Source organism: Rubripirellula reticaptiva, assembly GCF_007860175.1.
Classification (GTDB): domain Bacteria; phylum Planctomycetota; class Planctomycetia; order Pirellulales; family Pirellulaceae; genus Rubripirellula; species Rubripirellula reticaptiva.
On the sequence record NZ_SJPX01000001.1, the window covers coordinates 1,213,380 to 1,227,793 of the forward strand.

11 protein-coding genes are annotated in these 14,414 nt (G+C 54.3%); 8 read left to right on the top strand and 3 right to left on the bottom strand.

Annotated features, from left to right (window positions below; genetic code table 11):
- The first annotated feature begins 56 nt into the window (after nt 1-56).
- From Poly59_RS04310 to Poly59_RS04325, 4 genes are all read left to right on the top strand, one after another.
- Nucleotides 57-650: a thioredoxin family protein gene (locus Poly59_RS04310; protein ID WP_146532786.1), complete on the top strand. Its 594-nt coding sequence runs from the start codon at nt 57-59 to the stop codon at nt 648-650.
- Nucleotides 647-1,591 (top strand): prenyltransferase/squalene oxidase repeat-containing protein, encoded by a 945-nt coding sequence (locus tag Poly59_RS04315; protein WP_246151373.1) that lies wholly within the window; start codon nt 647-649, stop codon nt 1,589-1,591. The genes Poly59_RS04310 and Poly59_RS04315 overlap by 4 nt, the downstream gene beginning before the upstream one ends.
- A 4-nt stretch (nt 1,592-1,595) precedes the next feature.
- Nucleotides 1,596-2,282, top strand: a complete 687-nt coding sequence (locus tag Poly59_RS04320; protein ID WP_146532787.1) for an ABC transporter ATP-binding protein — start codon at nt 1,596-1,598, stop codon at nt 2,280-2,282.
- Between the two features lie 151 nt (nt 2,283-2,433).
- Nucleotides 2,434-3,738, top strand: a complete 1,305-nt coding sequence (locus tag Poly59_RS04325) for a cytochrome P450 (RefSeq protein ID WP_146532788.1) — start codon at nt 2,434-2,436, stop codon at nt 3,736-3,738.
- A gap of 12 nt (nt 3,739-3,750) precedes the next feature.
- Here the strand turns inward: Poly59_RS04325 and recG are convergent, their stop codons facing one another.
- Nucleotides 3,751-5,946: an ATP-dependent DNA helicase RecG gene (gene recG / locus Poly59_RS04330; protein ID WP_146532789.1), complete on the bottom strand. Its 2,196-nt coding sequence runs from the start codon at nt 5,944-5,946 to the stop codon at nt 3,751-3,753.
- Between the two features lie 70 nt (nt 5,947-6,016).
- Nucleotides 6,017-6,376: a hypothetical protein gene (locus Poly59_RS04335; protein WP_222436037.1), complete on the bottom strand. Its 360-nt coding sequence runs from the start codon at nt 6,374-6,376 to the stop codon at nt 6,017-6,019.
- A gap of 326 nt (nt 6,377-6,702) precedes the next feature.
- Between Poly59_RS04335 and Poly59_RS04340 the strand changes: the two genes are divergently transcribed.
- The 4 genes from Poly59_RS04340 to Poly59_RS04355 all read left to right on the top strand — a co-directional run bounded on the left by Poly59_RS04340 (nt 6,703) and on the right by Poly59_RS04355 (nt 13,432).
- A complete protein-coding gene (locus Poly59_RS04340) occupies nt 6,703-10,029 on the top strand; it encodes a PAS domain-containing protein (protein WP_146532791.1) in 3,327 nt (1,108 codons plus the stop codon).
- Between the two features lie 130 nt (nt 10,030-10,159).
- Nucleotides 10,160-10,774 carry an RNA polymerase sigma factor gene (locus Poly59_RS04345; protein WP_146532792.1) on the top strand — a complete coding sequence of 205 codons (615 nt, stop codon included), beginning with the start codon at nt 10,160-10,162 and terminating at the stop codon, nt 10,772-10,774.
- Between the two features lie 10 nt (nt 10,775-10,784).
- Nucleotides 10,785-12,191, top strand: coding sequence for a serine/threonine-protein kinase (locus Poly59_RS04350; RefSeq protein ID WP_146532793.1), 1,407 nt, complete (start codon nt 10,785-10,787; stop codon nt 12,189-12,191).
- Nucleotides 12,188-13,432 (top strand): HlyD family secretion protein, encoded by a 1,245-nt coding sequence (locus Poly59_RS04355; RefSeq protein ID WP_146532794.1) that lies wholly within the window; start codon nt 12,188-12,190, stop codon nt 13,430-13,432. Before Poly59_RS04350 ends, Poly59_RS04355 begins: the two co-directional genes overlap by 4 nt.
- A gap of 3 nt (nt 13,433-13,435) precedes the next feature.
- Here the strand turns inward: Poly59_RS04355 and Poly59_RS04360 are convergent, their stop codons facing one another.
- The gene (locus Poly59_RS04360) at nt 13,436-14,398 is read right to left on the bottom strand and encodes a carbohydrate kinase family protein (RefSeq protein ID WP_146532795.1); all 963 of its coding nucleotides are present in this window, start codon (nt 14,396-14,398) and stop codon (nt 13,436-13,438) included.
- Nucleotides 14,399-14,414: the final 16 nt, after the last annotated feature.

Below are 14,414 nucleotides of genomic sequence, written 5' to 3' on the forward strand. Positions count from 1 at the left end.
TGAGCCTAAAATGACGATTCTCTGATCCACAACTTCTAACCCTTTGATTCCTTACGATGGTTCGCACTGCTAGCACGATGTTGCCCTTGGGCACGACCGCCCCCGCATTTGAGTTGACCGGAACCGACGGAAAGGTGGTCTCGATTGATCAGTTCGACGGTGCCAAAGCATTGCTCGTGATGTTCATGTGCAACCATTGTCCGTACGTCATCCACGTTGCCGACGAATTGGCGACCCTGGCTAATGACTATGCCGATCAAGGAGTCGCGTTTGTCGGGATCAACAGCAATGATGCCGAAAAGTATCCGGACGATTCGTTGGAAGCGATGGTCAAAGAAAAGGCGGCGAGAGGCTACCCTTTCCCCTATCTGTTTGACAGCGATCAGAGCGTCGCTATCGCGTACTCGGCGGCCTGCACACCGGACTTCTTTCTATTCGACGCGGACAAGCGGTTGGTCTATCGCGGTCAACTCGATTCCAGTCGTCCCAAGACTGACATTCCTGTGACCGGCAATGACTTGCGTGCTGCGATCGATGCCGTCATCGGCGGGAAGCTGCCCACCGCTGACCAACGACCGTCGATCGGTTGTAACATCAAATGGAAAGATGGTAACGCGCCGCAGTACTTCAACCCGCAAGGCTCTGCGTGAGTCTGCCGTACTTGCAAGAGTTGACGTTGCAGTTGGCTTTGGGTGCGTCGAGTCTTGATGAAGGATTTCGTCGTCGTCATGTCGATTGGTTGGTTGCCAAGCAACGATCCGATGGTGGCTTTGCCGGTCGCGAAGGCGAAAGTGACCCGTATTACACGGCTTTCGCGCTGCGAGGGCTTTGGATCGCTGGCGGATTGGACGATTCGGTCGGAAAGCGGGCTGCCGATTTCTTGCGATCTCGATTGCAGAAACGAGAATCGGTCATCGACTTGATGTCGCTGATCTTTGGTGCGGCAATCTGCGAAATGGCGGTTGGCCAAGTGGTGATCGGCGATGACGATCTGCACTGGCGATCCAATGTCGCGGCAATGCTAGAAACCTTGCGGACTGATGACGGCGGATTTGCGAAAACCCCCGAGGGCCGCGCTGGCAGCACCTACCAAACTTTCTTGTCGGTGCTGTGCCATCAATTGATTGATATTCCCGTCAATGATGTCGAGGGTATCGAACGTTTCTTGGCGTCTCAAGCGCATGACGAAGGCGGCTACTTGGAAATCCGTGCGGCCAAACGTCCGGGTGTGAACCCGACCGCGGCCGCCATCGGAACCCTGAAAGCGATGGGGCGATTGGACAGCGTTGACCACACCAATACCGTCGAATTTCTATCGGAAATGCAAACCGACGAAGGTGGGTTGTCCGCCAATACACGCATTCCATTCGCAGATCTGTTGTCGTCATTCACCGGACTGTTGACGCTGGCTGATTTAGACGCCTCGACGCGAGTCAACGTGGATTCGATTCGACGTTATGCTTTGGCGATGGAGTCGCCCAAATCAGGCTCCGGTGGATTCATTGGTTTTTCTCTCGATCAAACTGCCGACGTGGAGTACACGTTCTATGGTTTGGCCGCGTTGTCGATGTGCAACCTTCTTTCCAACTAAAACTATGAACGATAATTCGTCTTCGCCCTCATTGATCGTCAAGAACTTGTCAAAGTCGTTTGCGACTGGGGACGATCGGCTTGTCGTATTGTCGAATCTGAATTTGGAACTCTCGAGCGGTGATTCGCTGGCTGTGGTTGGACCGAGTGGAAGTGGCAAGAGCACCTTGCTGCAGATCCTGGGCACACTGGATCGGCCCGATTCGGGCACAGTGATGATCGACGGTGCGGACCCGTTTGCACTGTCGGATGACAAACTTGCTCGGTTTCGTAACGAAAAGGTCGGCTTCATTTTTCAGGATCATCATCTGTTGCCTCAATTGACGGTGATCGAAAATGTTTTGGTACCTAGCCTGGCACAAGGGAAATCTTCGGCAAGCGATGTCGCGCGAGCAACGGAACTGTTGGACGAAGTCGGTTTGTCGAGTCGGCTAGGGCATCTGCCAAGTGAGTTGTCGGGTGGTGAGCGTGAAAGAGTCGCGATCGCGAGGGCGCTTCTAATGCAGCCTCGGTTGATCTTGGCGGACGAGCCGACCGGAAATCTGGATCGCAAGACCGCCGACAGTGTGACCGAACTGCTGTTGCGGCTGCAAAGTTCAGTGGGTGCGATCTTGATCACCGTCACGCACAGCGAGTCGTTGGCCGCCGCCATGAATGAGCGTAAAGAGCTTGTCGATGGCGGTCTCGTTTGATCGATCGACATGTCAGTAGTGTGAACGTCGTGTGCTAATTCATCGGCGGATTTTATCGATTGGCGACGTAACGACCGGACGATTTAATGGCATCGTTCACCAGTCGAGCCGATCATTTCCGTCCGTTTTTATTCCTTGACAGGCAGCGACGATGAACCTTCCCGGTGGCCCTACGGGTAAGTGGCGCAACACGTGGCACGTCATCCAGAATCCGCGCCGGATGTTCGTCCGCTGCGTCCAGCAGTACGGCGATCCGTTTGTGATGCGAGCGATCAACGGCGACGTGCTAGTCACGGGACGACCGGATTTGGTCGAACAGATTTTCAAGGCCGATCCCGACGCATTCGCCGTTTTCGCTAGCGATGCCATTCGTCCGATCCTAGGCAGCGGATCTTTGCTGATGATGGAGGGACCGCCCCACCGTGCCGAACGCAAGCGGGTCGCGCCGCCACTGCATGGGGACCGTATGAAAGCGTATGGCGAGGCGATGCAGGCGACCGCGACGGCTGCGGTTAGCAACTATCAGGACGGTCGCGAGTTTACGGGACTAAAACTTGGAACCGAAATCTCGCTTGATGTGATTTTGCAAACGGTCCTCGGCGCTGACTCGCACCAGTTGATGAAAGAGTTCCGCGCGACAACGCGTGGGGTGTTGGATCGTTCGTTGCCGATTTTGTTCTTTTCACCAAGAACGCAGTTTTCGTGCTTGGGCTTTAGCCCCATGGATCGTTTGCGGGTGGCGCAGGTAAAGCTGCGACAGCAAATCAAAAACGAAGTCCAACGACGTGGCGAATCGGTGCACACGCGCGAAGATATCTTGTCGATCTTGGCACGGCCTACCGACGACGAACCCAACGTTGACTTCGAACATCTCGCCGACTCGATTGGAACGTTGCTATTTGCCGGGCACGAAACCACTGCCGTTACGATCGCTTGGACGCTGTACCACTTGCACTGGAATCCCGATTGGCTGGCAACCCTGCGGCTTGAACTTGATCAATGTGACATGCTGCCCGAGACATTGGCCGCAATGCCGATGTTGCGAGCGATCACTCAAGAAACGTTGCGATTGAATCCGATCGTGACCGAAGTTTTGCGAACGCTGACGCGGCCGATGCAGATCGGTGACTACCATTTGCCGGCCGGATTTTCGGTGGCGGCTGCGGCCTGTTTGACGCACTATGATGAATCCATCTACGAATCACCCGAAACATTCAATCCCGGTCGATTTCTAAATCACACTTATTCTCCATCACAATACTATCCGTTTGGGGGTGGTAATCGGCGGTGCGTTGGGGCGGCCTTTGCAAGTTATGAAATGGCAATCGTTTTGGGGACGTTGATTCGCCGTCACGAATTCGAACTGCTGGAAACGACACCTGTCGTTCCACGCAGGCGTAATATCACGATGTGTCCGTCCACCGGCGTTCGGCTTCGTGTATCGGGTGCTCTTTAATTAGCGATAGACCTACGCCGCGTCACCAAGGTTCATGCGTTTGCCATAGCGACGCATCATCTGTTCGCGAAGCGCTGCAAAATCTTCCGATTCCAGTTCGGGATCTTCGTCGATGATTTCTTGTGCCATCGCCCGGGCGACGACTAATACTTCGACGTCACGGTTTAGGTCTGCGATTCGCATTGGCGGCATGCCGCTTTGTTTGCGACCGAGTAAATCGCCTGGGCCACGCAAGCGAAAATCAGCTTCGGCGAGTTCGAAGCCGTCATCGGTTTGTTCGAAGACTTTCAATCGCTCGTTCTCGTCCGGTGATCGTTCGCCGTCGGTGAAGACGCAAACGTGACCGGCGTGCGAACCTCGCGCGACTCGCCCACGCAATTGGTGCAACTGCGCTAGCCCGAATTGCTGTCCGCCCATGATGGTCATGACGGTCGCGTTGGGAATGTTGATGCCGACTTCGATCACCGTTGTGCTGACCAGGACTTGGGTCCGTCCAGCTGCGAAAGCCTGCATGATTGCTTGTTTTTCGTCGTTAGACATCTTGCCGTGCAGCAGTCCAACGCGGTAATCGGCAAGCGGCCCGTTGCACAAGTCTTCGTAGACCGTTTCCACCGATGACACGTCTTCGGTTTCCGATTCATCGTCGTCTGAAACGACGGCAGATACTCGCGGTGCGACCACAAATGCTTGGCGCCCTTCGCCAAGTCGCTCGCGAACAAACGCCCACCAGCGGTCTTTCCAACCATCGTGCGACAAGTAAGTATTGATCTTGCCGCGACCAGGTGGTTTTTCGCGGATCGTGCTCAGTTCAACATCGCCGAACATCGTCATGGCGATCGACCGAGGAATCGGCGTTGCCGACATCACCAACGAATGCGGATCGAGTCCTCCGGTACGCAGTTGTACGCGTTGGTTGACGCCAAACTTGTGCTGCTCGTCGACGACGCATAGTCCCAATTGGTGAAACTCGATTCCACCGTAAAGCAGTGCCTGGGTCCCTATCAGCAAATCGATTTCACCCGACGCCGTTTTCGCAAACACATCGCGCCGATCGGCGGCGGAAAGAGATCCGCAAAGCAAACCGATGCGAACTCGGCTTCCTTCAAGCATCTCGGTCATCGTTTTAAAATGCTGGCGAGCCAGTACTTCGGTCGGCGCCATCAAAACAGCCTGGTGACCACCGGCCACCGTTAACATCATCGCGTAGACGGCGACCACGGTTTTCCCACTGCCGACGTCACCTTGCAACAACCGGTTCATCGGAAACTGACGAGACATGTCAGCGCGAATTTCGTCGATGGCTAGCCGCTGATCACCAGTCAGAGTGAACGGCAGCCGATTAGTGATTCTCGCGTCGATCATCGCGGTCGAGGGCAGCGGTGGCGCATGCAGATTGGTAGTTGACCGTCGCCGCTTCATTGCCAAAGCAAGTTGCATGACGAACAGTTCTTGAAACACTAACCGCGTTCGAGCGGTCAGCATTGAAATCTCGTTGTCTGGCAGATGCAGTTGCCGTAGCGACTCGTCGATCGATGGCAAATTGCCGAAGACTTGAATTCCTTTTTCTCGCAATCGTTCTGCCGCGGCCGAACGCAGCGACTCGGGCATGACTTCCGGTAAGTCGGTCGCCAACGGCAGGTAGGTTTCGGCGAGGTTGCGAAGTTCCGAGTGTTTGACACCTTCGGTCAATGGGTAGATCGCCATCATCCGCGGTTCTGGTAGCGTTTCGGTCTCATCCAGAATGGTGACCTTCGGATGCACAAACTCCCACCGCAATCCGCTAAGTTTTGGCGTTCCGGAAATGATCACACGGCGGCCGAGTGTCAGCTGTTCGGCGCGGAAGGCCTGGTTGAAAAACAGAATGCGGATGGAGCCTGATTCGTTCTCGACGACCGCGCCGAAGACCGACTTGCCAGGTGTTCGAGATACAATTTCGGTATCCGTAATCGCGCCCAACATCGAAGCAGGTTCGCCTTCGCGAAGCTCGTCGACTTTTGCGGCCGGTGCGGGGCGTTCATAGTCCCGCGGAAACAAAAATAGCAAATCCTGGACGGTTCTTAAACCCAGTTTTGTATACCGATTCGCACGCGCGCGACTCATCCCCGGCAATGTATCGATTGCCGTCGTCAGTTTTAGTTTAGCTGCGACCTCAGGGCCTTTAGAGGCCGAGGCGTTGGCTGCGGTGGTTTTCGAATTCGAGGTCCCCATGGACGAATCGTAGACGATTTTGCCAACCGTTGCTAAGCAGTACGTCTACAGAATTGGGCGAAGGAAGCGGCTATGCCAACTCTCGCATAAACGACGGCGTAGCGCCGACATAGCATTTGCAGTAACCGCAAACGGCAACGGCTTCCGAAATCGCGATCGAGCATTTCGGGCACGGACGGGTCTTGATTTGGTTGACCGACTGAGTCGGCGCCGGTGGCAACGGATCCGCATCGCCTAAAATTCGCATGATGCTCGATTCAGTCACGCTTGGTTTACCCGTCGAAACGACAACGGCGCGTTCGGGAGGGGCGAAAATGAAGGGAACGTCACAACGAGGGCAACGCACCTTTTGCCCTGCCATGGTGATATCACCACGAACATGATGTCCGGCAGGACAGCAGCCCTTGATCTTTTGTGTTCTTGCTTCCATTTCAATGATCCCGAATTTATTGATCCCGAAGTTCCAATCGTTTGTCTCGTCAGACATTCAACCCCTGACCTAATCGCAAGTATCGACTGAAATTGAGACGTGGAAAATGCTTTTCTGTCGCACCCCCCTTGGCTCACTTTGTGAGCGTTTCATCGGGAAACATCGGTTGGTATCCGCAAGCCACACGAGGGGGCGTATAATCCGCCCGTCGCTAGTGTTTCACATTGAGCATTGGTGGCTGCGTACCCCGAAGTTGCCGGAATCATCATAGTTGGTGGGACTGAATTCAGGGATAAGCTGGTTTTTGCTTGAAGGAAACGCCGTGTATGAGTGAAGACGCAAAGCTTCAAGTCAATCAGCAGTTGGCTAGCGAAGTCGTTCGCCACGATTCTGATTCTGGCCACGATTCGGATGCCTCGCCGTTCGACTCTGAGAGCACGCTGATGCAACAATTGAAACTGCATCAGATTGAGTTGGAACAGCAAAATGCAGAACTTCGCCGGGCGGTGGCTGACGTCAACGATCAGTGTGCGAAGTACTTCAAATTGTATGACCAAGCGCCGGTAGGTTGTTGCACTGTCAATCGACTAGGAACGGTTGTCGAAGCAAACCACACTTTGCTGAGCTTGCTAGGTACCGTCCGCGACGAGTTGATCGAGGCGTCTCTTGCGCAATTCATTCATCCCGAAGATCAGGATGATTTTCATCAAATGCATAACGAGTTGCATTCGATGATCCAGGTTGCCCAGGAAGATGGTGTTGAAGGCGACATTGAAGTCGATCGATCGCACTTAAATCCTGTAGCGACCAGTTGTGAAGTTCGAATGCTTCAGTCCGACGGCGGTTGCTTTTGGGCTCATTTCTTCGCGTTAGTGCCATCCAGCAAACAGGAGAGTTCGAGTGCCGGCCAGCAGTCTGCTGTACAGATTTCGATTGCAAAAGTTGATTCGCGACGAAACCCTTTGTCGCAGTTGAAGGGCAGCGAGCAGCACCTGAAAGAGTCGCAGTCGATTGCCCAGATTGGAAGCTTTCATTGGAATTCGCAAACCAACGAGGTGTTTTGGTCGGACGAGGCTTATCGCATTTTTGGTCAGCTTCCAGGCGAATTTCAACCAAGCTTCGATAGCTATATCGCGGCAATCCATCCATCGGATAAATCATTTGTGCTGGATAGTTTGAATCATGCGATCGACACGCTTGGAGCATTCGACCATGTCTATCGGGCAATCTTGCCGAACGGCACTCAGCGTTGGTTCAATGCACGAGGGTGGGCAACGCTAGGTCCGAACGGTGAACTAGCTGGGTTGGACGGAACCTGCCAGGACATCACCGAATCGAAGATTGAAACTGAGGCAAAGCAAGAGGCGCTTGGTCGCCTTGAAAAAATTGCCAGCCATCTGCCAGGATTTGTTTACCAATATCGATTGCGTCCCGATGGAAGTTCGTGTCTTCCGTATGCCAGTGAAAATTTGCGACAGATTTTTCGTCTCGACCCAGAGGACGTCGTTGATGCATCAGCAATGGACGGCATCATTCATCCCGATGATCGGGACGGGTTCCGTGAAGCTGTCGAAAAGTCGGCGCGAGATTTGACGCGGTTCAATCATGAGTTTCGTCTGGAGTTTTCGGATGGCGAGATCAAATGGTTGTCAATCAATTCATTCCCAGAGCGAGAGCCTGACGGTTCCATACTCTGGCACGGCTATGCCGCCGATGTAAGCGAGCGCAAGAACGCTGAATTCAATCTCTATCGCAGCAAACAGGATCTCAATGAAGCACAACGTATCGCTCGCATGGGAAGCTGGCACCTGAATCTGGAAACGAATGAAGTCCAATGGTCGGATGAGGTCTACCGAGTATTTGGCCTTGATCCTGCTTTGCCGGCGCCAACCGTCGATGAACAAAAACAACTCTTCGTTGAAGACAGTTGGGCCAAAATGAATGCTGCGGTTGAGAACACGACGCGGACTGGTGTAGCGTATGAAGTCGAGCTTGAAATCCTACGAATCGGTCAGTACCGCGGGTGGATGTGGGCGCGTGGCGAGGTCGTTAAGGATCCCAGCGGCAGAACCATTGGTCTACGCGGCGTCGCCCAAGACATTACTCGGCGAAAGAGGGCGGAAGTTGAACTCCAGCAGAGCGAAACACTACTGCGGATTGTGACTGGAAGCGCGCGAGTGGGGCTGGTCGTGCTCAGTGCTGAGCGTCGCTACAGCTTCGCCAACGAAACGTACGCAGCGATTTTGGGGCGTCCATCTGCCAGTATCGTCGGTCATTTGGTTGCCGATGTACTGCCGGAAATTTACGAAGAACTGATACGGCCACAGATGGATCGGGCTTTTGCGGGCGAAAGCGTGGATTATGAAGTCCGAGTGCCCAAGGGAAGCGGGGAAGCGATCGTCACTCTCTATTATCAACCTGTTTTCGAAGGCAATGTTGTATCTCGTGTCGTGGCCGTATTGGTGGATGTGACAGAGATACGCAGTATCGAAGAGCAACTACGTCAGGCTCAAAAGATGGAAGCCGTTGGGCAGTTGGCGGGCGGGATAGCACATGATTTCAACAACCTATTGACGGTCATCATTGGCTATACCGACCTTATGTTGCGGAATCCTGCAACGGACCTTTCAACGTCGAACTTCTTGCGGGAAATTGAAAAGGCGAGCGAGCATGCGTCGGATCTGACACGAAGTCTGTTGGCATACAGTCGCCGCCAAGTTCGAACTCCCGAGAAGCTTGATCTAAATGAAGTGATTTTGAATTCACTTTCTTTGCTGCGCAGTCTAGTGGGTGATGGTGTCGAAGTAGAGTTGAAGCTCGAACCGAACCTACGACGAGTCTGGATCGACCAGAGCGAAATGTCGCAGATGCTGTTGAACATTTCGATCAATGCTCGTGACGCAATGGATCACATGGGGAAGCTTGAGATCGAGACTCGCAACGTTGACATCACGGCCGACGACTCGATCGAAGCTGGGGGTGCAAGGCCGGGGAAATATGTTCAGTTATCGGTCTCGGATGTTGGGTGCGGAATATCCGAAGAGATTCAGCAAAGGATTTTCGAGCCATTCTTTACGACTAAACCCGTCGGCAAGGGATCAGGTTTGGGTTTGTCGATGGTGCAAGGCATCATCAGCGAATCAGGTGGGGTGATTCAAGTCACTAGCCGTGTTGGGGAGGGAACAACGTTCAAGATTTTGTTGCCCGAGATGCTTGGAACTCTGGCGTTGTTCAAAAACTCGCCATCCAATCAGGATCCGGTGGGCGGCGATGAAACCATTCTGTTGGTGGAAGACGATGATTCGGTGCGGCTGCTGACCATGAACATTTTGGGCAATTATGGATACGATGTGATCCCGGCTAGAAATGCGCAGGAAGCGATCGACATTTTGGATCAGCAGCCGGACAGAATTCAGGCGTTAATGACTGATTTGGTCATGCCTGGAATGAATGGATTTGACCTTTCTGAGTACATTCAAGCGGCTATCCCAGGGCTTCCCATGCTGTTCATGTCCGGGTTTGTGGGTGAAATCGCAAGGCGTGAACTGATGAACGACGAAAACTTCACTTTCTTGCAAAAACCCTTCACTCCGCGCGACTTGGCAGCCAAGCTGCGAGAAACCCTCGACCGCCGCATCGCGTCCAAGCGATGAATTCTTAGACACTTCGCGCAAGAATCGCTAATTGGCATCCGTTAGTCTTTGTGGATGAGCACGACTTGCCCATAAACGGGATCTTCGGCTTGTCTCGTTTTACAGTGTCAACTCGGAATTGCGTTTCGCCATGTCGATAAGCGGTAGGGAGCCTCAGCCGACGACTCGCCCAAGCCTATTGGTTCGCTTGAAAGACACGCGAGACCATGAGGCGTGGACCGATTTCCACGCCGTCTATGAACCGGTCATTTACGCGATGTGCCGGCGACGCGGACTGCAAGACGCAGATGCCCGAGAAATTGTTCAGGAAGTTTTGATGGCGGTTTCCCGGTCAATTGCAAATTTCACGAACCATGGAGATGGCACCTTTCGAGGATGGCTAAGCCGAATCACTCGCAATGCCACGATTGACGCGCTCCGTAAGTCCGCGTCGCGCCGTGAAACGATCGATGCTAGCGGTGTCATGCGCCATCTGGAAATCATTGCGGCCGACAATGTGAATGACGAAACGACGGAAGAGTTTGACTGGGATCGTCGGCAACAACTCTTTCGCTGGGCTGCAGCGGAAGTTCGACAGCGCACTGGTGAAACGAACTGGATCGCGTTCTGGAAATCATCGGTCGACGGACTATCCATTTCCGACGTCGCCAAAGAACTGGGGATCGGCGAAGGCGCCGTCTATGTTGCTCGTTGCAGAATCATCAAGCGAATCCGCGAACTGGTCGATGACCGATTGACGGAGTGACGATTAAAACATGATTTCAATCCAAGACTATCATTTCGACGATCAAATTCTGATTCAGTTGCTGGATGATTCGTTGCCTGTCGGTCGTACCGAGCAAGTTGAACTGCATCTTTCAAGTTGCACCCGTTGTCGTCAATCGCTCGCGCGGCTCGCGGCGAGCGAGCCGTGGTGGGATGAAACCATTGAAGTGCTCGGAAAGAGCGTGACGATCCCTGGCGACGATCATCCGACCGCTGTGGAAACAGCAATGGTGGTCGAATGGTTGTTGCCAATCCTGGAACCGTCCGAGTCGGGGATCGGAATGCTGGATCGCTATCCTGTGACTGAAGTGATCGGGCAAGGCGGAATGGGGGTTGTTTTGCGAGCGTATGACAACGAACTGAACCGTCCCGTTGCCGTGAAAGTTTTGTCACCGCACTTGGCGGGCGTGGGGGCGGCGCGAGCGAGGTTCATGCGAGAAGCTCAAGCGGCGGCTGCGGTTGTGCATCCTGCGATTGTGCCGATCTATAGCGTTGTGACGTCGGCGCGGTTGCCCTACTTGGTAATGCCGCTGGTAACGGGCGGCAATTTGCAGCAGCGTATCGATCGCGAAGGTCCGCTTGATCTGATCGAAGTGCTTCGTATCGCCGTTCAATTGGCCGATGGTTTGGCCGCCGCGCACCGAATGGGCGTGATTCATCGCGACATCAAACCGGCAAACATCTTGGTCGAAGAAGGCGGCATCCGTTATTTGATCAGCGACTTTGGTCTTGCCCGCGCCCTGAACGACGCATCGTTGACCTGCAGCGGAATGATTGCGGGGACGCCACAGTACATGAGCCCCGAGCAAGCACGTGGTGACGTCGCCGACGCGCAAAGCGATCTGTTTTCGTTGGGCAGTCTGATGTACGCGCTCGCCACCGGCCGACCACCGTTTCGCGCCGGTAACCCCATCGCCGTCTTGAAAATGATCACGGAATCACGTCCGACTCCGATCCACCGGGTCAATGAACGGATGCCGGTGTGGTTTGATCGATTGGTTGGCCGCTTGATGGCGATTCAGCCGAGCCAGCGAATTGCAACGGCGGATCAGGCCGGTGAGTTGCTGCGAGCCGCACTCGCGCACGTGCAAAATCCATCCGCCCATCGGTTGCCCGTTGAAGTCGATTGGCCCGCACACCGCATGCGATGGATCGCGATCGTTGCCGCTGCGTTGTTGATCGGCACGATGATTTGGGCTTTTCGTCCGGAGCAAGTTCGGGAGTCTCCTACGACGACATTGCATCGGCGTCTGGTCACAGTGACACCACCAACAGCGGAAGATGTTCGATGGAACAACGGACAACTTGATTTGAGTCTCCGGCAACTCGCCAGCGAAATCGAAATTCTCGAAACCCAACTCAACTTCTCGGCGCAAACCCTAGGCAGCAAAAAATGAAATCCTATCGAAAAACCGCGTTCCGAATTGCCACGGCAACCGTCTTTGTTGTCCCCGTCGGATGGACATGGCTGCGCGCCGATGATCCGAATCAATTTGGTCGCTCAGCCGGTGGCTATTCGGATGCGCCGGCGCCGTCACGAACTGATGCTACGGTGCCTCAGCCCACGTTCACGCCCACTTACCACACGGTTCATGATCGGGAGACGGGTGAAGTGCGTCGCATTCCGATGTCGGCGTGGCAATCGCACGCTGCGGCCGGTGGTTTTCATAGCCCAATGGTACAAAGTTACGATTCGCGTTCGGACGAAGCCGAAACGCTACGAACGAAGTACTTGCAGACTAAAGATGATGCTCACCGTGATCAAATCAAAGCAGAACTCACCGCACTGATCGAAGCACAATTCGAATCAATGCATATTGATCAAGCAGCTTCGATTCAAAGCATGAAGGAGCGTCTGCAGCGAGTTGAGTCGCTGCACGAAAGACGAATGCAAAATCGTGAGGCCATCGTGCAGCGGCGAATTGAGGATTTGCTAGGGATGCCCGACCATTTGCGATGGACTCCCCCTGTGACGGCCGATTTTCCGCCGCATAGGCAACTCCCTTCGACTAGCCATGCTCCGATATCAGCGTGGGCGAACGACAGCTTTCGACCCTATGCTGATCAACGCAATAACGATCTGCGGACACCGACACCTCAACCACCGACAAGATATGTCGCCCCCCAACCGCCATCGAATGTTCCTTGGGGGAACCCGCCCTCACCATACAACCAACCGAGACCGTCCCAACCGAGTCCTGTCCTACGGAGCAGTCCACCGCAACTTGTCCCAGAGTTGCCAAGTTCACCTGCTCCTGCTCCTGCTCCGTCGACTGTCAGTTCCGACCAACGAGTCTTCGATGTATTGCGAGACTTGGCCTCTCGGCGAGCCAAGCTAGAAGCGACTGTGAAGCAATTCGAACAAGCAGTGGAATTGAATCAAAAGGGGGCGTTGCCGAAAAGCGAACTCGACGCTCTGCAGGCCGAAGTCGTTGGACTGCGCCAGCAACTCGAAGTCGACGAGCGAGAATTGAAGTGGATCAAAGGCGAAGTTGAACGTGATGTTGCCCGGTTAGAGCCGCTCCTTGAGGGGGATCGATCTGACCGCGAAAAGATTGAGACTGAACGTGAAATCGATCGACTGATGCGGCTTCTTGCAATCTTGAAGTCGAATGGCACCAACTCGGACTCTGATTGAGTTTCAATGATTTGAGAAACTTGAGGTGTTGCGGTTTATTTTCAATTCGATCGAATTGAGATCGACGGCCAATGCGCCCAACCCACACGCATTGTTCGCTGCGACGATCGATGCTAGGTGCGAACTGCGGCGGACGGAAAAGCCTTTCGCGATTCCGTAGAGAAATGCGCCGTGGAAGGTATCACCGCATCCGGTTGTGTCGACCACTCGATCAACGTTCACCGCCGGTTCATGCCAACGACCATTATTGCGACAGACAAACCAACTGCCGCGATCACCTGCGGTAACGCCGACGATGCGAGCATCGAAATCAGCAGCAAGCTGTTCCGCCAGCGTTGCCGGATCTGAGTTGCCGTGGACGTCATCTCCATTCACGTGCGCGGCGGCGAAGTGTTCCGATACGATCAAAATGTCGCTTGCCCGGACCAGCGGCAGCACTTCATCGCGATAGCGATGGGCGCCGCCATCGAACGAGACCAGCGTGTCGCTGCGTTTGGCAATCTCGATGGCTCGCAGACACGTTTCGACGTGACGCCCGTTGCAGTGAAGGATTTTGGCGTTGGCAACGGCGGCGGCCAATTCGTCGTTCCATGACAAGGGGATGTCGCTGCCGGGTGAAAAGACGATCGTTCGTGATCCCGAGTTTTGCCGAACCCAGACGGTCGCGACCGAAGCCGATTGCTCTTTGACGACTTCGATGTGATCGACATTCACCCCCGCAGATTTCAGTTCCGCCAGGATCGTTTGCGAGGCGACATCGTTGCCAAGCCGATCGGCAAACGACACTTGGCCGCCCATCATCGCCGCTGTTGCGGTGGCAACTGCGACGCCACCGCCCAAGCTGATTCGTCGGTCCTTGGCGCGGACGACTGATTCATCGGTCGGCAGTTCGTCGACCACCATCAACACATCCAAAACGGAAACGCCGATGCCGAGAATTTCGATCGATTTGGAGGGTGAATTCATCAACAGAACATACCAA